Source organism: Streptomyces herbicida (genome assembly GCF_032656585.1).
GTDB lineage: Bacteria > Actinomycetota > Actinomycetes > Streptomycetales > Streptomycetaceae > Streptomyces > Streptomyces herbicida.
In genome coordinates this window covers 26467-52142 of record NZ_JAUYWJ010000002.1, presented here as the reverse complement: position 1 = coordinate 52142, position 25676 = coordinate 26467, and the positions used below count along the sequence as shown (strand labels likewise).

Annotated in this window: 22 protein-coding genes and 1 pseudogene; 15 read left to right on the top strand and 8 right to left on the bottom strand. The window is 70.4% G+C overall.

Going from position 1 to position 25676, the window contains the following annotated elements; all coding sequences use genetic code 11:
• Positions 1-5: 5 nt before the first annotated feature.
• From Q8A52_RS03915 to Q8A52_RS03905, 3 genes are read left to right on the top strand one after another with little or no spacing between them, the layout of a single operon-like run.
• Positions 6-935, top strand: a complete 930-nt coding sequence (locus Q8A52_RS03915; protein WP_316748848.1) for a hypothetical protein — start codon at positions 6-8, stop codon at positions 933-935.
• The gene (locus tag Q8A52_RS03910; RefSeq protein WP_316748846.1) at positions 932-2014 is read left to right on the top strand and encodes a hypothetical protein; all 1083 of its coding nucleotides are present in this window, start codon (positions 932-934) and stop codon (positions 2012-2014) included. The genes Q8A52_RS03915 and Q8A52_RS03910 overlap by 4 nt, the downstream gene beginning before the upstream one ends.
• Positions 2011-3321, top strand: coding sequence for a hypothetical protein (locus Q8A52_RS03905; protein WP_316748844.1), 1311 nt, complete (start codon positions 2011-2013; stop codon positions 3319-3321). Before Q8A52_RS03910 ends, Q8A52_RS03905 begins: the two co-directional genes overlap by 4 nt.
• An 84-nt stretch (positions 3322-3405) precedes the next feature.
• Here Q8A52_RS03905 and Q8A52_RS03900 read toward each other — a convergent pair whose 3' ends face one another.
• Positions 3406-4902, bottom strand: a complete 1497-nt coding sequence (locus Q8A52_RS03900; protein ID WP_316748842.1) for an oligopeptide:H+ symporter — start codon at positions 4900-4902, stop codon at positions 3406-3408.
• A 493-nt stretch (positions 4903-5395) separates the two neighbouring features.
• Here Q8A52_RS03900 and Q8A52_RS03895 point away from each other — a divergent pair, with 493 nt between their 5' ends.
• Together Q8A52_RS03895 and Q8A52_RS03890 are read left to right on the top strand one after the other, a co-directional pair.
• Entirely contained in the window at positions 5396-6073 is a 678-nt protein-coding gene (locus Q8A52_RS03895) for a response regulator transcription factor (protein ID WP_018566970.1), read from the top strand.
• 145 nt (positions 6074-6218) lie between these two features.
• Complete coding sequence (locus Q8A52_RS03890; RefSeq protein ID WP_316748840.1) at positions 6219-7490, top strand: ATP-binding protein; 1272 nt, start codon at positions 6219-6221, stop codon at positions 7488-7490.
• 97 nt (positions 7491-7587) lie between these two features.
• On the opposite strand, the gene Q8A52_RS03885 is transcribed toward Q8A52_RS03890, so the two are convergent.
• Positions 7588-8091 (bottom strand): GtrA family protein, encoded by a 504-nt coding sequence (locus Q8A52_RS03885; protein WP_316748838.1) that lies wholly within the window; start codon positions 8089-8091, stop codon positions 7588-7590.
• Between the two features lie 207 nt (positions 8092-8298).
• Here Q8A52_RS03885 and Q8A52_RS03880 point away from each other — a divergent pair, with 207 nt between their 5' ends.
• The 4 genes from Q8A52_RS03880 to Q8A52_RS03865 all read left to right on the top strand — a co-directional run bounded on the left by Q8A52_RS03880 (position 8299) and on the right by Q8A52_RS03865 (position 12442).
• Complete coding sequence (locus Q8A52_RS03880; protein WP_316748836.1) at positions 8299-9438, top strand: 5-(carboxyamino)imidazole ribonucleotide synthase; 1140 nt, start codon at positions 8299-8301, stop codon at positions 9436-9438.
• Entirely contained in the window at positions 9435-9962 is a 528-nt protein-coding gene (gene purE, locus Q8A52_RS03875; protein ID WP_316748834.1) for a 5-(carboxyamino)imidazole ribonucleotide mutase, read from the top strand. The genes Q8A52_RS03880 and purE overlap by 4 nt, the downstream gene beginning before the upstream one ends.
• Before the next feature lie 5 nt (positions 9963-9967).
• On the top strand, positions 9968-11146 hold the full coding sequence (locus tag Q8A52_RS03870) for a dipeptidase (protein WP_316748833.1): 1179 nt from the start codon (positions 9968-9970) through the stop codon (positions 11144-11146).
• Between the two features lie 177 nt (positions 11147-11323).
• The gene (locus Q8A52_RS03865; protein ID WP_316748831.1) at positions 11324-12442 is read left to right on the top strand and encodes a dipeptidase; all 1119 of its coding nucleotides are present in this window, start codon (positions 11324-11326) and stop codon (positions 12440-12442) included.
• 11 nt (positions 12443-12453) lie between these two features.
• On the opposite strand, the gene Q8A52_RS03860 is transcribed toward Q8A52_RS03865, so the two are convergent.
• Positions 12454-12813, bottom strand: a complete 360-nt coding sequence (locus tag Q8A52_RS03860; protein ID WP_316748829.1) for a VOC family protein — start codon at positions 12811-12813, stop codon at positions 12454-12456.
• Positions 12814-12953: 140 nt separating this feature from the next.
• Between Q8A52_RS03860 and Q8A52_RS03855 the strand changes: the two genes are divergently transcribed.
• Entirely contained in the window at positions 12954-13475 is a 522-nt protein-coding gene (locus Q8A52_RS03855; protein ID WP_316748827.1) for a CGNR zinc finger domain-containing protein, read from the top strand.
• A gap of 166 nt (positions 13476-13641) precedes the next feature.
• On the opposite strand, the gene Q8A52_RS03850 is transcribed toward Q8A52_RS03855, so the two are convergent.
• The gene (locus Q8A52_RS03850; protein ID WP_316748825.1) at positions 13642-14985 is read right to left on the bottom strand and encodes a UDP-glucose dehydrogenase family protein; all 1344 of its coding nucleotides are present in this window, start codon (positions 14983-14985) and stop codon (positions 13642-13644) included.
• Positions 14986-15164: 179 nt separating this feature from the next.
• On the opposite strand from Q8A52_RS03850, the gene Q8A52_RS03845 reads away from it, so the two are divergent.
• The 3 genes and pseudogenes from Q8A52_RS03845 to Q8A52_RS03835 form a co-directional block, all read left to right on the top strand.
• Positions 15165-16322 (top strand): acyl-CoA dehydrogenase, encoded by a 1158-nt coding sequence (locus tag Q8A52_RS03845; protein WP_316748823.1) that lies wholly within the window; start codon positions 15165-15167, stop codon positions 16320-16322.
• Between the two features lie 156 nt (positions 16323-16478).
• On the top strand, positions 16479-16841 hold the full coding sequence (locus tag Q8A52_RS03840) for a four-helix bundle copper-binding protein (protein ID WP_316748820.1): 363 nt from the start codon (positions 16479-16481) through the stop codon (positions 16839-16841).
• A gap of 141 nt (positions 16842-16982) precedes the next feature.
• A pseudogene (locus Q8A52_RS03835) lies at positions 16983-17108 on the top strand (SAM-dependent methyltransferase); the annotation flags it as partial.
• Positions 17109-17487: 379 nt separating this feature from the next.
• Here Q8A52_RS03835 and Q8A52_RS03830 read toward each other — a convergent pair.
• On the bottom strand, positions 17488-18804 hold the full coding sequence (locus Q8A52_RS03830) for an LCP family protein (RefSeq protein WP_316748819.1): 1317 nt from the start codon (positions 18802-18804) through the stop codon (positions 17488-17490).
• A gap of 119 nt (positions 18805-18923) precedes the next feature.
• Here Q8A52_RS03830 and Q8A52_RS03825 point away from each other — a divergent pair, with 119 nt between their 5' ends.
• Entirely contained in the window at positions 18924-19481 is a 558-nt protein-coding gene (locus Q8A52_RS03825) for an acyl-CoA thioesterase (RefSeq protein WP_316748817.1), read from the top strand.
• A gap of 18 nt (positions 19482-19499) precedes the next feature.
• On the opposite strand, the gene Q8A52_RS03820 is transcribed toward Q8A52_RS03825, so the two are convergent.
• Positions 19500-20978 carry an LCP family protein gene (locus tag Q8A52_RS03820; RefSeq protein ID WP_316748814.1) on the bottom strand — a complete coding sequence of 493 codons (1479 nt, stop codon included), beginning with the start codon at positions 20976-20978 and terminating at the stop codon, positions 19500-19502.
• 138 nt (positions 20979-21116) lie between these two features.
• Between Q8A52_RS03820 and Q8A52_RS03815 the strand changes: the two genes are divergently transcribed.
• Positions 21117-22145: a glycosyltransferase family 2 protein gene (locus Q8A52_RS03815; protein WP_316748812.1), complete on the top strand. Its 1029-nt coding sequence runs from the start codon at positions 21117-21119 to the stop codon at positions 22143-22145.
• A 27-nt stretch (positions 22146-22172) separates the two neighbouring features.
• Here the strand turns inward: Q8A52_RS03815 and Q8A52_RS03810 are convergent, their stop codons facing one another.
• Together Q8A52_RS03810 and Q8A52_RS03805 are read right to left on the bottom strand one after the other, a co-directional pair.
• Positions 22173-23849, bottom strand: a complete 1677-nt coding sequence (locus Q8A52_RS03810; protein WP_316748810.1) for an LCP family protein — start codon at positions 23847-23849, stop codon at positions 22173-22175.
• Between the two features lie 165 nt (positions 23850-24014).
• The gene (locus tag Q8A52_RS03805; RefSeq protein WP_316748808.1) at positions 24015-25607 is read right to left on the bottom strand and encodes an LCP family protein; all 1593 of its coding nucleotides are present in this window, start codon (positions 25605-25607) and stop codon (positions 24015-24017) included.
• Between the last annotated feature and the right edge of the window lie 69 nt (positions 25608-25676).

Sequence of the window (25676 nt, the reverse complement as noted above, 5' to 3'; positions counted from 1 at the left end):
CGCCGATGCCGTCCGCCGCCCGTGTCCCCCGCCCGTCCCTCGTGCCCGCCCTTGCCGCGCTGGCCCTCCTGCCCCTGCTCGGCGCCGCGCCGGCCGAGGCGGCCAGGGCCTGTTGCGACGCCGCCGGGCCCGTCCTCCGGGCGAACGACGGGACTTTCGCAACAGGCCCCAGCGGCTGGTCCGTCGCGCCTTCGGGCGGCGGACGCCCGTCCTTCTACGCCGAGGGCGCGCCCGGGACGGTCCAGCAGGACACGGTGTCCGTGACCAACCGCGGTGCACGGCCGGTCACGGTACGGCTGAGCGGCACCGGAGTCCGGGTCACCTTCGCCGAGCCGCGGCTGAGCGTCCCCGCCCGCACCCGGGCCGACGTCCCCTTCACGGTGGCCGTCCCTGCGGGCGCCGCGCCCGGCGACCGGGCGGGCACGATCACCGCGCGGGACGGCGGCGGCCGTACGGCGACCGTCCCGGTCCGCCTGCGCGTCGCCGGTCCCGCACTGTCCGCGCTGACCGTCGAGCACCTGGCCGTGCACGCCGACCGCATCACGTACGAGCTGGTCAACCGGGGTACGACGGTCCTCGTACCGAAACTCGCGGTGCGCGCGGACGGGCTCTTCGGACCGGTCCTGGAACGCGCCCCGCACACTCTGCCGGTCCGGCTGCCCCCGGGCCGGCGCCTGCGGCTCGACGAGCCGTGGCCCGACCGGCCTGCGCTGGACGCGGTCGACGTACGGCTGACGGTGACCGCGTCGGGCGGGGCGCGGGACACGGCGAGCGCGTCGGTCCGGTTCGTGCCCTGGGGCGGCGTGGCGGCGGGATCGACCCTGGGGGCCGGGGCGGCCGCGGTGTTCGTCGTACGGCGGCGCACGCGTCGTACGACCGGCAGCGAGGCACAACCGCCGAGCCTGGAAGCCGAGTCGACGGGAGTGCTGACGTGAGCGGGAGAGTGCGGATTCCGGCGCTGGTGGCGGTGCTCGCACTGCTCCTGCTGCCGCTCGCGGGCGGGGCGAGGGCGGCGGACGGACCGACCGTCGAGCTCTCCGACTCCCAGGCGGGCACCGGTGGTTCGGTCACCGTCAGCGGCAGCGGCTGGCGCCCGCACGTGCTGCTGATGATGCTGATCTGCGGTCAGGCCACCCCGTCCCGTGGCGTGATCGGCGGCACCAACTCCTGCGCCAACGGCGACGGCAGGGCCGTCACCACCGACACCAGGGGCGGTTTCAGCAAGAAGCTGCCGGTCGCCGAGCCGCCGGTGCCGTGCCCGTGCGTGGTGCACGTGGCCACGGTGACCGGGGCGAAGGCCGACGCGGACGCGGTCCTCCAGGTCGCCGGGCACGCCGTCGAGCCGCTGCCCGCCGAGCCGTCCGGCGGGCGGCTGTCGATCCTCACCGACACCCGGCTGGAGGGAGCCGGCGGGCTGCTGACCTGGTTCGGCGCCCCGCCGTCGCGCACGCTGGTCTTCACCGTCGGCAACGTCGGTTCCTCCGCCGTCAGGAACCCCGTCTTCCAGGTCGGCACCGCGCACGGCGTGTTCGCCCCGGAGTGGGACGACCAGCAGTGGCGCGGCACCCTCGGGCCCGGCAGGAAGGCGCGGATCACACTGCCTGTCGAGCTCGCGGCCGGGGCGCACGGCGACTACACCGTCTCCCTCAAGTACGGCGGCAAGGTTCTCGCCGAGCAGCCGTGGGGCGTGGGGCGGCCGTGGGGCGTGACCCTGTTCTGGATCCTGGTCTGTCTCGTCGTACCGGCCGCGGTGTTCCGTGCCGGGATGGCGGTGGTGGACCGGGTGCGACCGCGCGGGACCGGCGGCGCGGCCCGCAACCGCGGACCCCGTCTCTCCCGGCCGGCCTGGCGGCTGCCGAGGTTCGGCACGCCGGACGGCGCACCCGACCAGTCTTCGACCCTGCCGTGGTTCACCCCGGACTCCGATCCGGGCACGGCGGCCGGTCGGCTCTCCGCACCGCACGACGACAGCCCGACGAGTCCTACGACTCCCACCACGAAGGGACCCACGTGAGCATGCGAAGGAGAGTCACACCGGTCGGCGGCGGCGTACGCAGAGCGGGCGCGGTGGGGGCCGCGCTGGCGCTCGGCGGGGCGGCGGTCCTGCTGGGTGTGGCCGCGACGCCGGCCCAGGCCGCCGAGGTGTCGTTCGCGACGCACTGCGTGCCGCCCGCGGGCATCGACCCCGTCGACGGCACCACCAAGGTCGAGATCACCGCGCCCGCCACCGCGAAGGTGGGCGACACCGTCGACGTGGTGTGGAAGTTCGTGCAGGCCGCGTCGAAGAACCCCGACATCATCGACCTGCCCGCGAACTCGGTCCAGCCGTCCGGGATCCTCAAGGCGGCCGGCGCCCAGAGTGCCGACATCGCGATGCAGGGGCCGCGGCAGAACCCGGCGATCCCCAAGGGCGGCGCCATGGTGCTGTCCGACATGAAGGGCACCCTGAAGCTGACGGCACCCGGTGCGGTGACGCTGACGCCGGACGCGTACACCGTCAACGCCATGTCGACCGACACCAAGTGCACGCCGAAGGAGACGGTGCAGAAGGCGGCGACCATCGAGGTGACGGCGGGCAGCGGCAGCTCGTCGAGTACGACGCCGGGGCCGACGACCTCGACCTCACAGTCGGCGACGCCCACCCAGTCGAGCACCTCCACCGCCTCGGCCTCGGCGAGCCCGAGCGACGGCACCGGCCAGACCGACTTCACCGGCAAGGAGGTCCAGGTTCCCTACGCCTGCAAGACGCCCATCGGCGACAAGAACGCGACCTCGCCGGTGCAGATCAACGCCAAGAAGAACGGCGGGAGTTTCGACCTCACCGTGCAGTTCAAGAAGTCGGTGATGGACAGCCCGGCCGACATCCCCAAGGACTCCGTGAAGCCGTCGATGGAGGTGGTCCTGGGCGGCGCCGACAAGGGCACGGTGCATGTGGAGGGCCCGACGAACTCCTCCGCCATCAAGTCCGGCGACCCGATCGAGATCCCCGATCTGACGGGCACCTACAAGCCGGGGGCGAGCGGCTCCTCGACCCTGTCCCCGGGTGTCCTGACCATCAAGGCCCTGGGTACGACCACGACCTGCACGCCGACCAGGTCGGAGGTCTCCCTCACGCTGGACACCTCGCAGCAGGCGAGCGGCGCCTCGGGCGGCACGTCCTCCGGCGGTTCGTCCTCCGGCGGGAGCAGCGGCAGCGGCGGCCTGGCCGAGACGGGCTCCGGCGACCACGGCGCCCTCAAGGCCCTCGGCCTGGTGGCGGGCACGGCGATCCTGCTGGGCGCGGCGGTGTTCACGTTCATGCCGGGCCGGCGGACCCGCTGAAAGACCTGCGGACCCGCCGGAAAACCTGGAGGGCCGCCGCATCCACAGGGATGCGGCGGCCCTCCGTCCAGCCTGGGACGTGCGTCAGTGCACGTCGCCCATGAGCTCCTTGACCTTCTTGCGGTACATCCACACCGCCGCACCGGCGAGCACGGCGAGGACGGCCTGCAGGGTCACGATGCCCGTCTTGTTCAGGTCGACACCGGCGATGGAGAGCAGACCGGTCGTGGCGTCACCGGCGGTGACGGCCAGGAACCAGACACCCATCATCTGGGAGGCGTACTTCGCGGGCGCCATCTTCGTGGTGACCGAGAGGCCGACCGGGGAGAGCAGCAGCTCACCGACGGTCTGCACGAAGTAGATGCCGACCAGCCACATCGCGGCCGCCTTGTGACCGCCGTCGGCGATCCCCAGCGGGGCGAGGAACAGGAAGAAGGACGCGCCGATCAGGACCAGACCGCCCGCGAACTTCACCGCGGTGCTCGGCTCCTTGCCACGACGGGCGAGCGCCAGCCACATCCAGGCGAAGACCGGCGCGAACGCCATGATCATGACCGGGTTGACGGACTGGTACCAGGAGACCGGGAAGTCCCAGCCGAAGATGGTGTTCTTCGCCGAGGAGTCGGCGAACAGGGACACCGTCGAGCCACCCTGGTCGTAGATCATCCAGAACACGGCGGCGGCGACGAAGAACCAGATGTAGGCGCTCATCTTGGACTGCTCGGCGCGGTCCAGGTCCTTGTCCCGCTTGATACGGGCGATGACGATGACCGGGATGACCAGACCCGCGATGGTGATCGGGACCAGCAGCCAGTTCAGCGTGTAGACGCCGGAGACGCCGACGACGAGGTAGAAGACGGCCGCGACGCCCGCCCACAGGGCGGCCTTGGCCAGGGTGGCCTTCTTCTCGGCGTCCGTGAGCGGCGTCGGGACGATGTCCGAGCGCGAGTTCAGGTGACGGGTGCCGAGCAGGAACTGGGTCAGGCCCAGCGCCATGCCGAGCGCGGCGAGCGCGAAGCCCAGGTGCCAGTTGTAGTTCTCACCGACGGTGCCGATGACCAGCGGAGCGGCGAAGGCACCCAGGTTGATGCCGATGTAGAAGAGGGTGAAGCCACCGTCACGCCGCGGGTCGTCCGGACCGTCGTAGAGGTGACCGACCATCGTGGAGATGTTGGCCTTCAGCAGACCGGAGCCGACGGCGACCAGGCCGAGGCCCGCGAAGAAGGTGCCCGCGGTCGGCAGGGCCAGGGTCAGGTGACCGAGCATGATGATCGTGCCCGCGACGGCGACCGTCTTGCGGGGGCCGAGGACACGGTCGGCGAACCAGCCGCCCGGAAGGGCGAGCAGGTACACGAGCGACAGGTACACCGAGTAGATCGCCGTCGCCGTGGCCGCGCTCATGTGCAGGCCGCCGGGAGCGACCAGGTACAGCGGGAGCAGGGCCTTCATGCCGTAGTAGGAGAACCGCTCCCACATCTCGGTCATGAAGAGGGTGGCCAGTCCGCGGGGGTGGCCGAAGAAGGTCTTCTCGGAACCGGGGGTGCCCGGGTGGACCGAGTCCTTCGTCAGGCTGGACGCCATGGTCGTTCCTTGCTGGTCGGGACGCGCGTTGGAGCGTTGCGCGCCCGGTGGGGGAGTGGCCGGCACCGGCGGGGTCGGCACGTCCACCCCCACGCCCGAGGGGAGTCCGCTCCGGATCGCGGAGCGGCGGACGGCGGCCACCGGGATCCACGCCCCATGACGCGTCATGCGTACGGAGCCCGGCCAGAGGTCGTTCCTTTCAAGGCCGGTGGAGGACCGGCCCGCACACAAAAGAGACCTTCAGCGTCAAGTGCCCGCCAAAGGTCATTGGTGTACTACAGGCGTTCCAGGTCACTGTACGTCAGGACAGTGCCGGATATGGAAGGACTTGAGACACGGATCACAGGTGTCGCAGGAACCCCGCACCTGATTTCGAAGGTCTCTCCTACGATCGCACCTCTCGGCCATAGGTTCGTACCACTGTGCCCCAAGGTAAGAATCCAGCCAGCCGATCACACCCCAGCACTACGGGCGGGCGGACTACCATCACCTCATGACCCGTGTACTGCTCGCCGAGGACGACGCGTCCATCTCGGAGCCGCTGGCCCGCGCCTTGCGCCGGGAAGGTTACGAGGTCGAGGTGCGCGAGGACGGACCCACCGCGCTCGACGCCGGAATGCAGGGCGGCGTCGACCTGGTCGTGCTGGATCTGGGCCTGCCCGGCATGGACGGCCTGGAGGTCGCCCGTCGGCTGCGTGCCGAGGGCCACACCGTGCCCATCCTCATCCTGACCGCGCGGGCCGACGAGGTGGACACCGTCGTCGGCCTCGACGCGGGCGCCGACGACTACGTCACCAAGCCCTTCCGGCTCGCCGAACTGCTCGCCCGTGTCCGGGCCCTGCTGCGGCGCGGCGCCGCCGAGCCGCAGCAGCCGCCGGCCACGCACGGCGTGCGGATCGACGTCGAGTCGCACCGCGCGTGGATGGGCGACGAGGAACTCCAGCTCACCGCCAAGGAGTTCGACCTGCTGCGGGTCCTGGTGCGCGACGCGGGCCGGGTCGTCACCCGGGACCAGCTCATGCGCGAGGTGTGGGACACGACGTGGTGGTCCTCGACCAAGACGCTGGACATGCACATCTCGTGGCTGCGGAAGAAGCTCGGCGACGATGCGGCCAATCCCCGGTACATCGCGACCGTGCGCGGGGTCGGGTTCCGTTTCGAAAAAAGCTGAGCGGGGTTGCCGGTTCGCCTTCGAGCCCGGGGGTCCGGGTCCGTCGGCGGCTGAGGGTCGTGTGTGGCTGGTCGCGCAGTTCCCCGCGCCCCTTTCGGGGCGCTGTACATACTGTTCGTTGTAAAGCCACCGGCCGGAGGGCCCCGTGCGTCGTCGTCTCATTCAGTCCACCCTTGCCGTCGTCCTCGTGGTGATCGCGGTCTTCGGCGTGTCCCTGGTGATCGTCGAGACCCGCACCATCAGCAACAGCGCCCAGGAACGGGTGGACTCCGAGGCGGTGCGCCTGGCCAGCATCGTCGACAGCCGGATCCTCGGCGCGGAGAACGTCAACGCCGAGATACTGCGCGACCAGGTCACCCAGGAGCAGTACGCGGTGATCCGCCTGCCCGGCCGGCCGCCGATCGAGGTGGGCACCAAGCCGGAGGGTGACGTCATCCACGCCACGCAGGCCGGCGAGGAGGGCGAGACGGTCACCGTGCAGGAGCCGCGCTCGTCGGTGACGCGCGAGGTCGGCCGTACGCTGCTGATCATCGGTGCGGTGGCGCTGCTCGCGGTGATCGCCGCGGTACTCCTGGCCGTACGCCAGGCCAACCGTCTCGCCTCCCCCCTCACCGACCTCGCGGAGACCGCCGAGCGCCTCGGCTCCGGCGACCCGCGTCCCCGGCACAAGCGGTACGGCGTGCCCGAGCTGGACCGCGTCGCCGACGTCCTCGACTCCTCGGCCGAGCGGATCGGCCGCATGCTGACGGCCGAACGCAGGCTCGCGGCCGACGCCTCCCACCAACTGCGTACGCCCCTCACGGCCCTCTCGATGCGGCTGGAGGAGATCACCCTCACCGACGACCCGGACACGGTGAAGGAGGAGGCGAACGTCGCGCTGACGCAGGTGGAGCGGCTGACGGACGTGGTGGAGCGGCTGCTGACGAACGCCCGCGACCCGCGGACCGGCTCCGCCGTCTCCTTCGACCTGGACGAGGTCATCCAGCAGCAGCTCGCCGAGTGGCGCCCCGCCTACCGCAGCGCGGGCCGCGCGATCGTCAGCTCCGGCAAGCGGCATCTGCGAGCCGTCGGCACTCCGGGCGCGGTGGCCCAGGTGCTGGCGGCGCTGATCGAGAACTCCCTCATGCACGGCGGCGGCACGGTCGCGCTGCGCACCCGGGTCACCGGCAACCAGGCCGTGGTCGAGGTCACCGACGAGGGCACCGGTGTGCCGGCCGACCTCGGCGCCCGTATCTTCGAGCGGACGATCAGCGGGCGGAACTCGACGGGGATCGGGCTCGCCGTCGCCCGCGACCTCGCGGAGGCGGACGGCGGCCGTCTGGAGCTGCTCCAGGCCCAGCCACCGGTCTTCGGTCTGTTCCTGTCCCGCACGCCCCCGCTCAGAAAGACGGACGAGGACCACCCGACGGTCCGCTAGGCGGGCCGTACGGGGGTGGGGCAGGCTGCAACGGGATTACGGACCGGGCCGTGCCCTGCGGGAGGACTACGGGACCGTGGCAGGCCCCGCGAAAGGCCTACGGGACCCGCTGGGTGGCCCGGCCGGCCGTGGATCCCTCTTCGAGGAACGATTCCGCGCTGGCGACGGCCTCGCGGGCCGGAAGCGTCTTGAAGACCCAGGACCGGTAGGACCAGAAGCGGAACAGCGTCGCCACGCCGATGCCGAGGAACTTGAAGATGTTGCTCTGCAGCGGGCTGTCCCAGCCGAAGCCGTACGTCGCCGCGTACAGCACGCCGTTCTCGATCACCAGGCCGACCACGCTGAACAGCAGGAACAGTGTGAGTTCCTTGGTGCGCCCGCTCTTGTCACGGTCCCGGTACGTCCAGTAACGGAAGCCGAGGTAGTTGAAGACGATCGCGACGACGGTCGCGATGACGCTCGCCCTGACGACCGGCAGGTCGGTGACGTGCCGTACCAGGTTGAACACACCGAGATTGACAAGGAGCCCGGCGCCACCGACGGCGCCGAACTTGGCCACCTCGCGCACGAGTCGTTGCAGCCCCGAGGAACGATGTTCCATGGTCGTGCAGGCCCCCGTCCGTAGGTTCACTCAACCCAGCCATGCTAACCGGCGCTCTTCGGGCTTTCCTGTGGACGGGCTCACGGGTCGGCAACAGATCGGAAAGAGCCATGGAAAAGCGGGGCAAGAGATGGCGAAACGCGGGGTAAGAAGCCTGCTCGGACGCGTGCAATCCGGCCGCGGCGGCGCGGCCGATACCCTAGGGGCGTGACGTTCCCGGTAGTCGGCATGGTCGGCGGGGGCCAGCTCGCTCGTATGACACACGAGGCGGGCATCCCGTTGGGCATCAGGTTCAAGCTCCTCAGTGACACCCCTCAGGATTCCGCGGCACAGGTCGTGAGCGATGTCGTCATCGGCGACTACCGCGACCTGGAGACGCTGCGTGCGTTCGCGCGGGGCTGCGATGTGATCACCTTCGATCACGAACATGTACCCACAGAGCATCTGCGGGCCCTGGAGGCGGACGGCATCCCCGTGCGCCCCGGCCCCGACGCGCTCGTGCACGCCCAGGACAAGGGCGTGATGCGCGCGAAGCTCGACGCGATCGGTGTGCCGTGTCCGCGGCACCGGATCGTGACGGACGCCGCGGACGTCGTCCGCTTCGCGGCCGAGGGCGACGGCTTCCCGGTCGTCCTCAAGACGGTCCGCGGTGGCTACGACGGCAAGGGCGTGTGGGTCGTGGAGTCGGCCGAGGAGGCCACCGACCCGTTCCGCGCGGGCGTCCCGGTCCTCGCCGAGGAGAAGGTCGACTACGTCCGCGAGCTCGCCGCCAATGTCGTACGGTCCCCGCACGGCCAGGCGGTCGCCTACCCGGTCGTCGAGTCCCAGCAGGTGAACGGCGTCTGCGACACCGTGATCGCGCCCGCCCCCGGCCTGGACGAGGCCCTCGCCCTGAAGGCCGAGGAGATGGCCCTGACCATCGCCAAGGAACTCGGCGTCGTCGGCCATCTCGCCGTCGAGCTGTTCGAGACCCGCGACGGCCGCATCCTCGTCAACGAACTGGCGATGCGCCCGCACAACTCGGGCCACTGGACCCAGGACGGCGCGGTCACCTCGCAGTTCGCCAACCACGTCCGCGCCGTCCTGGACCTGCCGCTGGGCGACCCGCGTCCGCGCGCCAGGTGGACGGTCATGGCGAACGTCCTCGGCGGCGACTATCCGGACATGTACTCCGCGTACCTGCACTGCATGGCCCGCGACCCCCAGCTCAAGATCCACATGTACGGCAAGGACGTGAAGCCCGGCCGAAAGGTCGGTCATGTCAACACCTACGGCGACGACCTGGACGACGTGCTGGAGCGCGCCCGTCACGCTGCCGGCTACCTGAGAGGCACCATCACCGAATGAGCCCAGTTGTAGGCATCGTCATGGGGTCGGACTCCGACTGGCCCGTCATGGAGGCCGCCGCCCAGGCGCTCGACGAGTTCGAGATCGCGTACGAGGTCGACGTCGTGTCCGCGCACCGCATGCCGCGCGAGATGATCGCGTACGGCGAGCACGCGGCGGAGCGCGGCCTGAAGGTGATCATCGCGGGCGCGGGCGGTGCCGCCCACCTGCCCGGCATGCTGGCCTCGGTGACCCCGCTGCCGGTCATCGGCGTCCCGGTCCCGCTGAAGTACCTCGACGGCATGGACTCCCTGATGTCGATCGTGCAGATGCCGGCCGGTGTCCCCGTCGCCACGGTCTCCGTGGGCGGCGCCCGCAATGCCGGTCTCCTCGCGGCCCGCATCCTCGCCGCGCACGACGAGGAACTCCTCACCCGCATGCGGGAGTTCCAGCAGGAACTGAACGACCAGGCGACCGAGAAGGGCAAGCGCCTGCGCTCCAAGGTCGAGGGCACGGGCGGCTTCGGCTTCGGCTCGGGGAAGTGACGGCGATGGCTTCACTGGAGGAAGCCCGGGAACTCCTGCGGGAGTTCCCCGTCGTCGACGGTCACAACGACCTCCCCTGGGCGCTGCGCGAACAGGTCCGCTACGACCTCGACGCCCGAGACATCGCCGCCCACCAGAACGCCCATCTGCACACCGACATCCCGCGGCTGCGCGAGGGCGGGGTCGGGGCGCAGTACTGGTCGGTGTACGTCCGCTCGGACCTGCCCGACGCCGTCCCGTCGACGCTGGAGCAGATCGACTGCGTACGGCAGTTGATCGCGCGCTACCCGAACGACCTGGCGCCCGCGCTGACCGCCGCCGACATGGAGTCCGCACGCGGTGAGGGCCGGATAGCGTCGCTCATGGGTGCGGAGGGCGGCCACTCGATCGCCAACTCGCTGGGCACGCTGCGCGGTCTGTACGGCCTCGGCGTCCGCTACATGACCCTCACCCACAACGACAACAACGCGTGGGCGGACTCGGCTACGGACGAGCCGAACGTCGGCGGCCTGTCGTCCTTCGGCCGTGAGGTCGTGCGGGAGATGAACCGCCTCGGCATGCTCGTGGACCTCTCCCACGTGGCGGCGACGACGATGCGCGCCGCGCTGGACACCTCCGTCGCCCCGGTGATCTTCTCCCACTCCTCGTCCCGCGCCGTCTGCGACCACCCGCGCAACATCCCGGACGACGTGCTGGAGCGCCTGCCGGTCAACGGCGGTGTCGCGATGGTGACGTTCGTACCGAAGTTCGTGCTCCAGGCGGCGGTCGACTGGACGGCCGCGGCGGACGAGAACATGCGCGCCCACGGCTTCCACCACCTCGCCACCACCGCCGAGGCGATGAAGGTGCACCGCGCCTTCGAGGAGAGCAATCCGCGTCCGGTCGCCACGGTGTCGACGGTCGCCGACCACCTCGACCACATGCGCGAGGTCGCCGGTATCGACCACCTCGGTATCGGCGGCGACTACGACGGCACGGCCTTCACGCCCGACGGCCTGAGCGACGTCTCCGGCTATCCGAACCTGATCGCGGAACTGCTCGACCGCGGCTGGTCGAAGTCCGACCTCGCCAAGCTGACCTGGCAGAACGCGGTACGGGTGCTGGGCGCGGCGGAGGACGTGGCCCGGGATCTCCAGGCCACGCGCGCTCCGTCCAACGCGACCATCGCGGAACTGGACGGCTGATCGCCGAGGGGCGTGGCGGCCCGGCGCGTCCGGCCGCCCGCCCCCTGCACACCGGGGTGCGGGCCCGAAGCCGGTACCCCCGAACGCCCCACCCACCAGGAAGGCCCCCCGGCTCCGTGCGACGGTGGCGATACCGCCTCACTACGACGTAGCTCACGACGACGTACGGAGCCCGCCATGGCCGACCTCCAGGACGAACTCCCCACCACGACCGAGGCCGGCGGGGTCGACGGCCTGCCCGAGGACCCCTTTGCGGGGACGTCGTACACCGCGGTCACCGACCCCGACGCCGAACCCCTGGAGCGCGCCCGCACCCTCCTCGCCGTCCACCCCGTCGCCGACGGCTGCAGCGGGCTGCCGTGGGCCCTCAGACATCTGCCCCGGTACGACCTGGAGATGGGGGAGACCGCCGTCGACACGGATGTGCCCCGGCTGCGCGAGGGCCATGTCGGCGCGCTGTTCTGGTCGCTGCATCTGCCGGAGGGGCCGGCCGGCGACCGGGCGGCGGGCGCCACGCTGGAGCAGCTGGACCTGGTGCGCAGGGTGATCGGGGCGCATCCCGAGGGGCTGCGGCTGGTGCGCGCCTCCGGGCAGATGATCGACGCCCGCCACTGCGGCCGGGTCGCCGTCGTCCTCGGCCCGGCCGATGCCGCGGCGCTCGACGACTCCCTCGGCATCCTGCGCATGCTGCACGCGCTCGGTGTGCGCCTGCTCACCCTGGCGGGCACGTCCTGGGCGAGCGAGGCGGGGCTGACCCGGTTCGGTGAGGAGGTGCTGCGCGAGATGAACCGGCTCGGCGTGCTCGCCGAGGTCTCGGGCGCCTCCGACGCCACGGTCGCCCGCGCCGTCGCGCTGTCCAGGACGCCGGTCCTGTGCACCCGCTCAGCCGCCCGCGCCCTGCGCCCGCACCCGGCCAACCTCCCCGACGACCTGCTCGCCGAGCTGGGCGCGGCCAAGGGCCTGTGCATGGTGCCGCTCACCGCCGAGCAGACCGGGCCGGGCGTCCGGGACGTCGCCGACCACCTCGACCACGTCCGTACGGTCGCCGGCCCCCAGAGCGTCGGGCTGTCCGGCACCTATGACTCCGGAGCCGCGCATCCACAGGACCTTCCCGACGCCTCCTGCTATCCCCTGCTGATCGCCGAGCTGCTCCGCCGCGGCTGGTCCGAGACCGAACTGTCCCTGCTGACCTGGGGAAATGTGCAGCGTGTGCTGCGCAGCGCCGAGTTCGTGGCGCGGGCCGCCCAGCGGCGCCGGGAGCCGTCGACGGCACGGATCGCCGAGCTGGACGGGTAAGCGGCCTCGCCTCAGCTGCTGCACAGACAGAAGGGGTGCCCGGCCGGGTCCGCGTACACCCGCCAGGTGCGCGAGCGGTCCGCCGCGTCCAGCGGCTTCGCGCCCAGTTCCAGCACCCCCTTCTCCGCCGCGTCCAGGTCCTCCACGACCAGGTCCAGATGGAACTGCTGCGAGGCGTCGGGCGCGGGCCACTTCGGCGGTACGAACCCGGACGACTCCTGGAAGGCCAGCGCCTGCCCGCCGGGCACCTTGAGGTCCACCCACTCCCCCTGGTCCTCGACGGTGCCGCCGAGCACCCCTGCGTAGAAACCGGCGAGCGCGTGCGGGTCGGGACAGTCCAGGACGACGACGCCCAGCTTGGCGAGAGCCATGACTTCCTCCTCGAAGCGAGTGACCAGGGAAAGGGGTCATCTGTGTTACCTGTAGAAGCGGGTAACCAGTAACCGTTACCCCATGCTCCCGCATTGGCGGTAACGTCGCAAGGGAATTCGTGAGAGGTAGCGTCACGGCCATGAGTGAGAGATCACCCGCCCCCGGGGGCCTGGCCCTGGTCGAGTCCCTGGTGAACACGCTCGACATCGAAACCGGCGGCGACTCGCTCGACACGCCGGAGGGTCGGGCCGGCTTCGGGCTCACACAGGACGAACTGCCCGGCGCGCGCGAACTGCGCGAGTCGCTGCGCGCCGCGCTGCTCGCCCATGCCGGACACCCGCCGCACCGCGCGGTCACCCCGCTGGGCGAGCTGCTGGCCCGTGCCCCGCTGTATGTGGCGGTCGACGAGCGGGACGGCTCCGCCACCCTCGCCCCCGCCGATGGCGCCCCGCTGCTGTCCCGGGTCGCCGCGGCCGTCGCCGAGGCGCTGGTGACGGGCACCTGGAACCGGCTGAAGGCCTGCGAGGCCGTGACCTGTCACTGGGCGTACTACGACCGCAGTCCGGCCGGCCGCGGCCGCTGGTGCTCGATGCAGGTGTGCGGGGCACGCGCGAAGATGCGCCGGTACCGCGCCAAGGAGCAGGAGCCGAGGGAGCAGTAGCAGGAGCCGTAACCAAGGGGCCGGTAACCAAGTGCCAAGTGGCAAAGGAGCGGCAACCCACAGGTGGTTCATCGGCCATCCAGTGGTCCTGTGGTGCAGAATGCAACAAGACGCCGGTTCGGCCGACTGAGCCTCGGCCGAACCGGCGTCACCTGCCTGTGGGGTCTCAGGCGGTCGGACGTCCCATCGCCCGGTACGTCCACCCGGCCCGCCGCCAGTGCTCCGGGTCGAGGGCGTTGCGCCCGTCGAGGATCACCCGGGCCGCCGCGACCTCGCCCAGCGCCGCGGGGTCCAGCTCACGGAACTCCCGCCACTCGGTGAGGTGGAGCACGACGTCGGCGCCCCGGACGGCGGTGACCGCGGAGTCGGCGTACCCCAGCGTCGGGAAGATGCGGCGGGCGTTGTCCATGCCCTTCGGGTCGTACACCGTGACCTGACCGCCCTGCAGATGGATCTGCCCTGCCACATTGAGCGCGGGTGAGTCCCGGACGTCGTCCGAGTCGGGCTTGAAGGTGGCGCCGAGGACCGCGACCCGCTTGCCGAGGAACGAACCCCCGCCGAGCGCATCCCGGGCCATCTCCACCATCTGCCCGCGCCGGCGCATGTTGATGGAGTCGATCTCCCGCAGGAAGGTCAGCGCCTGGTCAGCGCCGAGCTCACCGGCGCGCGCCATGAACGCCCGGATGTCCTTGGGCAGACAGCCGCCGCCGAACCCGATCCCGGCGCGCAGGAACTTCTTGCCGATCCGGTCGTCGTGCCCGATGGCCTCCGCCAGCTTGACGACGTCGCCGCCGGCCGCCTCGCACACCTCCGCCATCGCGTTGATGAAGGAGATCTTCGTGGCCAGGAAGGAGTTCGCCGAGGTCTTCACCAGCTCGGCGGTCGGGAAGTCGGTCACCACGAACGGCGTGCCCTCGCCCATCGGCGTGGCGTACACCTCCCGCAGCAGCTTCTCGGCCCGCTCGCTGCGCACGCCGACCACGATCCGGTCGGGGTGCAGGGTGTCCTCGACGGCGAGGCCCTCGCGCAGGAACTCCGGGTTCCAGGCCAGCTCGGCGTCGGCACCGGCGGGCGCGTGCTCGGCCAGGTAGGCGGCGAGCCGGTTTGCGGAGCCGACGGGCACGGTGGACTTTCCGACCACGAGCGCGGGGCCGGTCAGATGGGGGGCGAGGGAGGCGATGGCGGCGTCGACGTACGACATGTCCGCCGCGTACTCGCCGTGCTTCTGCGGGGTGTTCACACACACGAAGTGGACATCGCCGAACGCGGCCACCTCGGCCCAGTCCATGGTGAACCGGAGCCGCCCGGAGGAACCCTCGATGCCGGCCACATGCTTGCGCAACAGCTCCTCGAGCCCCGGCTCGTACATCGGGGTCTCGCCGCGCTCCAGCATCGCGATCTTCTCGGGTACGACGTCGAGTCCCAGCACCTCGAAACCGAGCTCGGCCATGGCCGCGGCGTGCGTGGCACCGAGATAGCCGGTGCCGATCACGGTGATCTTCAGGCTCATGGAGTGCTCCAGATCGGGTACGTCGGAGATGCGGAGCCGAGCATAGTCGGGCCGCCCACCGGGCAATTTCCCCGCTGTCGCCAAGCTCACGTAGGCGCGCTGTGGGCGGCCCTTTAAAATTTGAGTTACTTAACGGTAATTAGCGTCAGTATCACTGCGTCTTTGGAGCGTGAGAGACCGTGGCCGGATCGGCTGACTTCGACCTGTACCGCCCGTCCGAGGAGCACGACATGCTCCGCGACGCCGTCCGTTCGCTGGTCGAGGCGAAGATCGCGCCGTTCGCCGCCGCGGTGGACGAGGAGGCCCGCTTCCCGCAGGAGGCACTGGACGCCCTGGTCGCCAACGACCTGCACGCCGTGCATGTACCCGAGGAGTACGGCGGCGCGGGCGCGGACGCCCTGGCCACCGTGATCGTGATCGAGGAAGTGGCGCGCGCCTGTGTGTCCTCCTCCCTCATCCCGGCGGTGAACAAGCTGGGCTCGCTCCCGGTGATCCTCTCCGGGTCCGATGACCTGAAGAAGAGGTACCTGTCGCCGCTGGCCAAGGGTGAGGCGATGTTCTCGTACTGCCTCTCCGAGCCGGAGGCGGGCTCTGACGCGGGTGGCATGAAGACGAAGGCGGTCCGTGACGGCGACCACTACGTCCTCAACGGCGTCAAGCGCTGGATCACCAACGCCGGTGTCTCCGAGTACTACACGGTCATGGCGGTGACGGACCCGTCCCAGCGCACCAAGGGCATCTCGGCCTTCGTCGTCGAGAAGTCGGACGAGGGCGTCTCCTTCGGTGCCCCGGAGAAGAAGCTCGGCATCAAGGGCTCGCCGACCCGCGAGGTCTACTTCGACAACGTCCGCATCCCCGCCGACCGCATGATCGGCGAGGAGGGCACGGGCTTCGCCACCGCGATGAAGACCCTGGACCACACCCGCATCACGATCGCCGCCCAGGCACTCGGCGTGGCACAGGGCGCCTTCGACTACGCCAAGGGCTATGTCCAGGAGCGCAAGCAGTTCGGCAAGCCGATCGCCGACTTCCAGGGCATCCAGTTCATGCTCGCCGACATGGCCATGAAGATCGAGGCCGCCCGCCAGCTGACCTACGCGGCCGCCGCCAAGTCCGAGCGCGGCGACCGCGACCTCACCTTCCAGGGCGCGGCCGCCAAGTGCTTCGCCTCGGACGTCGCCATGGAGGTCACCACCGACGCCGTCCAGCTTCTCGGCGGCTACGGCTACACCCGCGACTACCCGGTGGAGCGCATGATGCGCGACGCCAAGATCACGCAGATTTATGAGGGCACGAACCAGGTCCAGCGGATCGTGATGGCGAGGAACCTGCCGTAAGCGGCAGTTGCCAGGAGTTCCAGGAAGGCGCCCCGTGGGGCGCCTTCTGCTCGTTGGGCGCAGTAGGCCGTAGCACGAATGGCACTACCCGGCGGTCGGGCGTAGGACGGAAGCACACGGGGCCCGCCCAGGGCCCTCTCCCTCTCAGGAGGAGCCATGTCCCAGCCCGGAACCATGAGCGCCATGAGCAAGGAGATGCAGGACTGCGTCGAGGCCTGCATGTCCTGCCACGCCACGTGCGAGGAGACGATGAGCTCCTGCATGCAGATGGGCGGCCAGGCCCAGATGCAGATCATGCGCGCGCTCATGGACTGCTCCGAGATGACCCGTATGTGCGCGGACATGATGATGCGCCGCTCGCCCATGTCCGCCGAGATGTGCGCGATGTGTGCCAAGGCGTGCGACATGTGCGCCGAGGCGTGTATGTCCATGCCCGACGACCCGCAGATGATGCGCTGCGCGGAGGCGTGTCGCCGCTGCGCCGAGATGTGCCGCACGATGGCGGGCGCGCGTATGTGACGACGGCCCGACACCGCCCAAGGGCGCCCCGCGCCGGGTGCCCTTGAGCATTTGCGCGGCAGGCTGTCCGCACGGGGAGCTCAGTGAACGCGACCGAAGCCTTCGACGCTGCCGAGCGGACCATGTGGGAAGGGCGGGTCGATGCGTACGCCGCTGGGGCGCGGGGCCCAGGTGCGGGCCGTGGACGCGGACGCCGGGATGGTGGCTGCGGCCCGGGAGCGCGGGGGCGACGCGCGAGTCGCGGTCCTTCCGGAACCGCCCTTCGCCGACGGCGGGCTCGACGCCGTCGTGGGCAACTTCGTACTCGACCACGTCGGCCGCCCGCGCACCTGCCCCGTCTGGACACCGCCGAGGACTTCACCCGGACTCCGGAAGGACTCGCGAAGCTCCTGGCGGAGGCCGGTTTCACCGACGCGGACGCCACCGAGCAGGCCTGGAACCACCGGACCACCGTGGAGGAGTGGTGGGGCGGAGCGGTCGGCGGGGTCGCCACCGTGGGGCTGGTCGTGACGTCGCAGGACGCCGGGACGTTCGAGCGGATCAGGCGGGAGTAGGAGCGACTGAGCGCCGAATACGCCGATGGGGAAGGGCGGTTGGCCCTTCCCCATGTGGCGGTCCTCGCGGCCGGTACGGCCCAGGACAGGTCCTAGTTGCCGGAGACGGTGACCGGGTCGTCGTTCTTCAGCTCGTTCACCAGCGTCTTCACCTTCGCCTTGTCCCAGACGAGGTTGCCGCCGGTGGAGCCGGAGACCGGCATGTTCATCGACTTGCCGTCACCGCCGCTGACGCCCTTCATGGCCCAGAACATGGAGGCCAGGTCCCACAGGCTCATGTCCTTGTCCACCGTGAGGGAGTCGAGGCCCGCGCCCATGGTCGGGTAGAACTTGAAGGGGTTCAGGACCGTCGACGGCGTGGCCACCTGGTGGGCCAGGGCCGACAGGAACTTCTGCTGGTTCTTCGTGCGCTGCAGGTCGGAGGTGGCGAAGGCGTGCCGGGTGCGCACGAAGGCCAGCGCCTCCTCGCCGTTCAGCGTCTGCTTGCCGGCCTTGAAGTCCGCGCCCGAGTACTTGTCCTTGAAGCCCTTGTCGATGTTGATCTCGACGCCGCCGACGGCGTCGACGATGTTCGCGAAGCCGGCGAAGCCGATCTCCACGTAGTGGTCGATGTGCAGGCCGGTGTTGTACTCGATCGTGCGGACCAGCAGCGTCGGGCCGTCCTCGGCGTAGGCCGCGTTCAGCTTCGTGTGCCGGCCCGTGGCCTTGTAGACCTTCCCGGACGCCGAGCCCTGGTACGACGGGATCTCCACGTCCGAGTCACGCGGCAGCGAGACCAGCGTGTCGCCGTTGTCGCCGACGTGCAGGATCATCATCGAGTCGGTGCGCTGGCCCTCGGCGGAGCCGGTGTGCAGCTTCTTCTTGTCCTGGGACGACATGCCCTTGCGGCTGTCGGAGCCGACGATCAGGTAGTTGGTGCCCTCGCCCGTCTCCGGCCGGTCGATGACCTTCGACAGGTCGACGTCGCGGTGGAGCTTGGAGTCGGCCCAGAAGTAGGTCGCCACGGATGTGACGACCAGCACAGTGGTGAGGGTGATCGCCGTCCACTTGAGGCGGCGCCGCCAGTTCGGCCGCGGCCGGTAGCGGCCGACGTCCGGGTCCATGTCGTTGTCGTTGGGAACGAAACCGCCGCCACCGCCGCCGTACACCTGGCCGGTGTTGTAGCCGCTGTCGTAGTCGCCGCCGTCGTATCCCTGGCCGTCGACGTACGACGGCTGCTGCGGGACGCCGGCGCCGTAGGGCGGCGCCGACGGGCCGCCGTTGCCGTACCCGCCCTGCCCGGGCGGGGCCGCCTGGCCGCGCCGGACCTGGCGCATCACGCGGGCGCCCTCGGGGTGCGCGCTGGCGCTACCGCGTCCGTACCGGTTGCCGCGGTTTTCGTCGGACCATGCCTCGGGCCAATCGCTCATGCGCCCCAGTGTGCAGGGCGTGGCCGTGTCTCTTACAAGGGGCATCGAAAAATCAGGGCAGTGCTGTTGCGAAGCTGACACAAACTCCCCGAATGTCGCTTCGGCATAAGGTGGGGCTCATGACAGACCAGGTTTCCATCGCGGATTCTGACGGAACGGACATACCGGGCAAGCCCACATCGGCGTCCCGCACCACCCTCAGCCACATCATGACCCACAACGACACCAACCTGCTGGGCACGGTGCACGGTGGCGTGATCATGAAGCTGGTGGACGACGCGGCGGGCGCCGTGGCCGGTCGCCACTCCGGCGGTCCCGCCGTCACCGCGTCCATGGACGAGATGGCGTTCCTGGAGCCGGTGCGCGTCGGCGATCTGGTCCATGTGAAGGCGCAGGTCAACTGGACCGGCCGGACCTCGATGGAGGTCGGCGTCCGGGTCCTCGCGGAACGCTGGAACGAGTCGACCCCGGCCACTCAGGTCGGCTCCGCGTATCTGGTCTTCGCGGCGGTCGACCAGGACGGCAAGCCCCGCCGGGTCCCCCCGGTCCTCCCGGAGACCGAGCGCGACAGGCGCCGCTACCAGGAGGCCCAGATCCGCCGTACCCACCGTCTGGCCCGCCGCTACGCCATCAAGGAACTGCGCGAGAAGCGCGCGGCCCAGGGGTACCAGGACTGACCGGCCCGCACACCGCCGCTACACCCCGCACACCACCTCGTCCCCCCGCACCGCCTGGGAGTCCGCCTGGGGCGGGTCCTCCGGCTTCACCTTGCGCACGTCCTTGAAGTCCGTCCCGGCGATCACCTTCAGGAGCGGCCCCTGCCCGGGTGCCGCCCGCAACTCGCTGCCCGGGAGGGCCGCCGCCAGGGATCTGGCCGAGCGGTCCCAGCGAGGGTCGTAGACGATCACCGTCCGCTGTACGGAGTGCTCCTTCGACGTCATGGGCCGGTGGGTGGTGGCGAAGCCGGTCGAGGCCAGGGCGGCGTCGACGCGCTTGGCCAGTCCGGCGGTGCCGGTGCCGTTCTCCACCTGCACGCGGATCTGCTGCGGGGCCACGGCCACCGTCGCGGCCCGGACGCGCGGCGGACGGTTCACGGCCAGCGGCTTGTCGTCGCGCAGCGACCGGAACAGCTGGTCCGCCTTGGGCTGGTCCCACTTCAGGGTCGAGCCGATGCCCGGCACGACGTATCCCATCCGGCCGATCGGGACCGTCATGAACTCGGAGGAGGACGGGGAGAAGTTCCGCATCGCACGGCCGAGATCCAGCAGCTCGTCGGTGCCGAAGCCCTGGTCCGCCCGCACCGACCCCAGCACCGCCCGTGTCACGTCACGGAACTTCAGCGGGTTCAGCAGCACCCCGGACGAGGTCGCCCGCTCGATCAGCGCCGCCAGGAACCGCTGCTGGCGCTTCATCCGGCCCAGGTCGCTCGCCCCGTCGATGTGCCGCGAGCGGACGTACTGCAGGGCCTCCCCGCCCATCAGCGTGTGTGTGCCGGCCGCGAGGTCGAGGCCGGTGTAGGAGTCCTTGAGCGGCTTCGTCGTGCAGATCCTGACCCCGCCGAGCACATCCACGGTCTTCATGAAGGTGGTGAAGTCGACCTCCAGATAGTGGTCGATCTTCACATGGGTCATGCTCTCGACCGTGCGCACGGTCAGCTGCGGCCCGCCCTCCGCGTACGCCGCGTTGATCCTGATCGGGTGCGGGCCGTGGCGCGCGCCGGTGGTCTCGTCGACATGCTCGGGCAGCTCGGCGTACGAGTCGCGCGGCAGGCTCACCACGCTCGCCCGCTCCCGGTCCTCCGAGATGTGCACGATCATGATGGTGTCGGTGCAGTGGCACGGCGCCCCGCCGAGCCGGTACTTCCGCCGCTCCCGCTCCGTGACCTTGTCGCGGCCGTCCGTGCCCACCAGCAGGACGTTCATACCGTGACCCGCCTGCGGGCGGTTCTTCATGTCCTTGAACGGATCGACCCGGGCGATGTCCGAGTCGAGGCTGGTGACCACCGCGTGCCCGATCCCGGCGGACGCGAGCACCACCACGGACAGGGTCGTCACCGCCCGCATGGCCCAGCGCGGCCGCTTCCGCCGTACGGGCCGCACCGGCGCACGCGCCGGCCGGGGCGGTTGTGGACGGCGCTGCGGCCGTGCCGGGGAGCGTGGCGGCGTTGCGGGCATGGGGAAACCTCCGCTGGGGCGCTGGCCCCTGGCCGTACGTGGGATCCTGAGCACCGTAGGCCCATACGATCTCCGGCCCGAGGCAGCGGACCGGTGGCGCGCAACGGTGTCCCCCGTTCGCGGTAACGTGAGCCCCCTATGAACGCCAAGCCCGACGTGCGGCTCCCCGCCGTTTCTGTGATCATGCCCGTCCTCGACGAGGAGCGGCATCTGCGCGGGGCCGTCCAAGCGATCCTCGCGCAGGAGTACGCCGGCGAGATGGAGGTCGTGATCGCCCTGGGTCCGTCCACGGACCGCACGGACGAGATCGCCGCCGAGCTCGTTCGCGAAGACCCGCGCGTGCACACCGTTCCGAACCCGACAGGCCGCACGCCCGCCGCACTCAACGCGGCGATCAAGGCCTCCAGCCACCCGATCGTGGTACGTGTCGACGGCCACGGCATGCTCTCGCCGAACTACATCGCGACCGCCGTGCGGCTCCTGGAGGAGACCGGCGCGCAGAACGTCGGCGGCATCATGCACGCCGAGGGCGAGAACGACTGGGAGCACGCCGTCGCGGCCGCGATGACCTCGAAGGTCGGCGTCGGCAACGCGGCCTTCCACACGGGTGGCGAGGCGGGTCCGGCCGAGACCGTCTACCTCGGCGTCTTCCGGCGCGAGGCCCTCGAGCGGCAGGGCGGCTACAACGAGGAGTTCATCCGCGCCCAGGACTGGGAGCTGAACTTCCGCATCCGCGAGGCCGGCGGGCTGATCTGGTTCTCGCCGGAGCTGAAGGTGTCGTACCGGCCGCGGCCCAGCGTGAAGGCGCTCGCCAAGCAGTACAAGGACTACGGCCGCTGGCGCCATGTCGTCGCCCGCTACCACGAGGGCTCCATCAACCTGCGCTACCTCGCCCCACCGACCGCCGTGTGCGCGATCGTGGCGGGCATCGTGGTCGGCGCGGCCCTGACCCCGCTGGGCTTCGTGATCCCCGGCGGCTATCTCGCGGCGATCGTCGCCGGGTCGGTGCCGGCGGGCAAGGGGCTGCCGCTGAAGGCCCGGCTGCAGATCCCCGTCGCCCTCGCCACTATGCACATGTCGTGGGGCTGGGGCTTTTTGACCAGCCCGAAGGCGCTGGCGCAGCGGGTCATCGCGTCGCGCCGGCCGGCCGTGCTCAGCGTCGACTGAGCAGCGCCGTACCCGCTCCGGCCCGGACTACCAGGTGTAGTCCGGGTCGACGTGCATGCACGCCTTGGTGTCCGCGCCGTTGAGGGCACTGGCCGACTCCGGAGTCCTGTCGTCCTCCTCCGCGGCGGTGTACTTGGTCCCCGAGCGCCAGTCCGCGCCCACCACAAGCGTGACACCGGACACATCCGTGGACTTCTTCACCTGACCGCTCGGGACACCGAGCGCCTTCGCGACCCGCTGCGCGTCCCCCTCCAGGTCGGCGCTCGGGTAGCGGACGACCGTCTTGTCCTCGCTCAGCAGCGTGGAGGTGTCCGCGACCGCCTGGTCGAAGCCCTTGCCGACCAGCAGTTGGGCGATCGTGCCCGCCCGGCCGGTGACCGCGGCCTCGGTGCCGCTCTGCGTGCCGTTCTGCACCTGCACCGCGATCCGGTCGTCCGCCGCGGCGGGGTCGGTGGACGTCCTGGTCTTCGTGCTCTTCTTCTTGTCCTTGCCGTCCAGTGCGATGTCCTCGCGGACCAGCCGGAACAGCTTCGCCGCGTCGGTGGCCCTGGGCAGCACCCGGTTGCCGTCCGAGGAGTACACCCACGGCATCGTCGTCATGGTGATGCGCTCGGTGGGGACCTTCTTCAACTCGCTGCTCAGGTCGTAGAGCTTCGCCACGGTCCCCAGCCCCTCGTCCACGGTCAGCGCCTGCGTGGCCGTCTCGGCCACTTTGCGCAGCTTGTCGGGGTTGCCGAGGGTGGCGTTGGCGCGCAGCCGGCGGACCATCGAGTTCATGTACATGTGCTGGGCCTTGGTACGGGCGATGTCGCTGCCGTCCTCGAAGCCGTACCGCGTGCGCAGCCACTGCAGGGCCTGCTTGCCCTTGACGGAGGTGATGCCCTTCTTCAGCCTCAGGCCCGAGCCGTGGCCGGAGGAGGTGTGCGAATAGATGTCGGCGTCCACGCAGACCGGGACGCCGCCGATCGCGTCCGCCATGGACACCACACCCGAGAAGTCGACCATCATGAAGTGGTCGATGTGGATGTCGGTCAGCTTCTCCCAGGTCGCCACCGTGCAGCCGGGGCCGCCGCGGCCCAGGGAGTCGTTCGTCATGGCCAGTGAGGTGCTCGCCGCGTACACCTTGCCGGTGTCGGGATCCGTGCACTTGGGGATCTGCAGCAGTGTGTCGCGCGGCATGCTGATCACCGACATGTCGGTGCGGTCCGCCGAGACATGGACCAGCATCTGGACGTCGGCGCGCGGCGCGGTGTTGAACGTGTCCTTGGCGCCGCCGAGTTTCTGGTTCTCCGTGGTGTTCCGCGCGTCGGATCCGATGAGCAGGATGTTCAGCGGCTTCTGGCCCGCCGCGTTCGCCTTGGACTCGGCCGCACGGTCCTTGGCGTCGCCGATGTTGAGCGGGTCCTTCTTGAGGTTGGCGTTGAGGTGCTGGTAGTAGAGGTATCCGGCGCATGCCGTGCCGAGGATCGCCACCGCCAGGACCACTGCCGTCCAGCGCAGCACACGCCGTCCGCGCGGCCTGCGGGCACCGTTGCCGCCGGCTTCGCGCCGCCCGCCGCCGTGCCGGCCGCCACCGCCCGGCACGTCCTGGCCCCGCGGTGCGTGGGACATCACGTCGTCGGCCGCTTCGACCGCGTCGTGCGCTTCGGCCACGTCGAGCGCTTCGACCGGGGGCACCTCCCCGCGCACACTGCTGCGCACCACTGCCTGCCCTCCCACCCGCTCCTGCCACCGGTGCCGGGCTTCAGCGCCCGAGCACGCCGCATTGTTCTGCAGACATGTATGAGTCACCTGTGCGTACGAGGACTGCGGTGCCGGCGCACCGCGACAGGGGCGGGCGCCGGCACCGGGTGATCTACGCGAAAGGCACTACCACTGGTAGACCTTGTAGACGTCCATGCACTGCTTGGTGTCCGAGCCGTTGATGGCGTCGGAGTTGCTGGGCAGGTCGCCGGCCTTCGGCGGAGACTGCTTCGGGTACGTCGAGCCCGTACGCCAGTCGGCGCCGACGACGACGGTGACACCCGACACGGCGGTCGACTTCTTCACCGCGCTCGGCGGAATCCCCAGCGACTTGGCGACGGCCTGGGCGTCACCCTCCAGATCCGCGCTCGGGTACTGCACGACCGTCTTGTCCGCGGACAGCGTCGCCGTCGTGTCCGCCGCGGACCTGGTGAAGCCCTTGCCCGCGAGCACCTGGGCGATCGCGCTCGCCCGCCGGCCGACCGGCGGCTCGGTGGAGGTGCGGGTGGCGTTCTGCACCTGCACGCCGAGCCGGCCCGGGTCGACCGAGGGAGTCTTGGCCGGCTTGCTCGAGCCGGTCTTCTTCTTCGCGCCCGGCGCCTTGCCGTTCTTGTCGAGCGGCACGTCGTCACGGAGCATCTGCCACACCTTGTCGGCGTTGGTGGCGTCCGGCACGACGTGGTCGGCGTTCTGCGGGTCCGCGACGTTCGGCATCGTCACCGAGGTGATGCGGTCCGTCGGCACCGACTTGAGCTCCATGCCCAGGTCGTACAGCTTCTTGACCGTGCCGATCTCCTCGGAGACCTGCAGGGACTTCGTTGCCGCCTCGGCCAGGTCCGTCAGCCGCCCGGTGTCGGTGAAGACGTTCTGGTCCTTCAGCGTGCGGATCATCGAGTTCAGGTACATGTGCTGGGCCCGGGCCCGCATCAGGTCACTGCCCCAGGCGTGCCGGGTGCGCAGCCACTGCAGGGCCTGCTTGCCCTTGACCTTGTGCGTGCCCGCCGTCAGCTTCAGGCCGGAACCTCCCGGTACCGAGGCCGTGGGGTGGTCCCACACGTTCTGCTTCACACAGACCTCGACGCCGCCGATGGCGTCGGCCATCCGCACCACACCCGCGAAGTCGATCGTCATCCAGTGGTCGATGTAGACCCCGGTGAGGTTCTCCCAGGTGGCCAGCGTGCAGCCGGCGCCGCCACGGGCCAGCGACTCGTTGATGATGCCGTTGGTCGCCGGGTACGTCTTGCCGGTGCCGGGGTCCGTGCACTTGGGGATGTCGACCCGGGTGTCCCGCGGAATGCTGACCATCGCGGCGCTCTTGCGGTCCGCGGAGAGGTGGATGAGCATCTGCACGTCGCCGAGTGGCGGATTGCCGCGGTTGTCCTTGCTGCCGCCGAGCTTCACGTTCTCGTCGGAGTTACGGCTGTCGGAGCCGATCAGCAGGATGTTCAGCGGTGTCTGGCCGGCCGCGTTGGGCTCGGTCTTCTGCGCCTTGGAGTCGCCGCTGCTGCGCTGGCCCTTGCGGATGTTGCCGTTGAGGTGCTGGTAGTACAGGTATCCGGCGCCGGCCGTGCCGAGTATCACCACCGCGAGGACCGTGGCCGACCAGCGCAGCACACGCCGTCTGCGCCGCGGCCCTCCGCCGTCCGGACCGCCTCTGCGCCGCCCTCCGCCGTGCCGTCCGCCACCGTCCGTGCTCGGCTCCTTCGGTGTGAGCGACATGGTGTCCTCCACCGCAGGAACCTCCCCCCGCACACTGCTCTGCGCCAACTGCCTGCCCTCCCCACCCTG

Bases quoted from the DNA above. Each gene is read 5' to 3' on its own strand.
- Q8A52_RS03850 (WP_316748825.1), bottom strand. From the start codon at position 14,985: ATGAGCCTGAAGATCACCGTGATCGGCACCGGCTATCTCGGTGCCACG.
- Q8A52_RS03895 (WP_018566970.1), top strand. From the start codon at position 5,396: ATGACCCGTGTACTGCTCGCCGAGGACGACGCGTCCATCTCGGAGCCG.
- Q8A52_RS03900 (WP_316748842.1), bottom strand. From the start codon at position 4,902: ATGGCGTCCAGCCTGACGAAGGACTCGGTCCACCCGGGCACCCCCGGT.
- Q8A52_RS03915 (WP_316748848.1), top strand. From the start codon at position 6: ATGCCGTCCGCCGCCCGTGTCCCCCGCCCGTCCCTCGTGCCCGCCCTT.
- Q8A52_RS03840 (WP_316748820.1), top strand. From the start codon at position 16,479: ATGTCCCAGCCCGGAACCATGAGCGCCATGAGCAAGGAGATGCAGGAC.
- Q8A52_RS03805 (WP_316748808.1), bottom strand. From the start codon at position 25,607: ATGTCGCTCACACCGAAGGAGCCGAGCACGGACGGTGGCGGACGGCAC.
- Q8A52_RS03860 (WP_316748829.1), bottom strand. From the start codon at position 12,813: ATGGCTCTCGCCAAGCTGGGCGTCGTCGTCCTGGACTGTCCCGACCCG.
- Q8A52_RS03885 (WP_316748838.1), bottom strand. From the start codon at position 8,091: ATGGAACATCGTTCCTCGGGGCTGCAACGACTCGTGCGCGAGGTGGCC.
- Q8A52_RS03820 (WP_316748814.1), bottom strand. From the start codon at position 20,978: ATGCCCGCAACGCCGCCACGCTCCCCGGCACGGCCGCAGCGCCGTCCA.
- Q8A52_RS03855 (WP_316748827.1), top strand. From the start codon at position 12,954: ATGAGTGAGAGATCACCCGCCCCCGGGGGCCTGGCCCTGGTCGAGTCC.
- Q8A52_RS03815 (WP_316748812.1), top strand. From the start codon at position 21,117: ATGAACGCCAAGCCCGACGTGCGGCTCCCCGCCGTTTCTGTGATCATG.
- Q8A52_RS03825 (WP_316748817.1), top strand. From the start codon at position 18,924: ATGACAGACCAGGTTTCCATCGCGGATTCTGACGGAACGGACATACCG.
- Q8A52_RS03830 (WP_316748819.1), bottom strand. From the start codon at position 18,804: ATGAGCGATTGGCCCGAGGCATGGTCCGACGAAAACCGCGGCAACCGG.
- purE (WP_316748834.1), top strand. From the start codon at position 9,435: ATGAGCCCAGTTGTAGGCATCGTCATGGGGTCGGACTCCGACTGGCCC.
- Q8A52_RS03870 (WP_316748833.1), top strand. From the start codon at position 9,968: ATGGCTTCACTGGAGGAAGCCCGGGAACTCCTGCGGGAGTTCCCCGTC.
- Q8A52_RS03865 (WP_316748831.1), top strand. From the start codon at position 11,324: ATGGCCGACCTCCAGGACGAACTCCCCACCACGACCGAGGCCGGCGGG.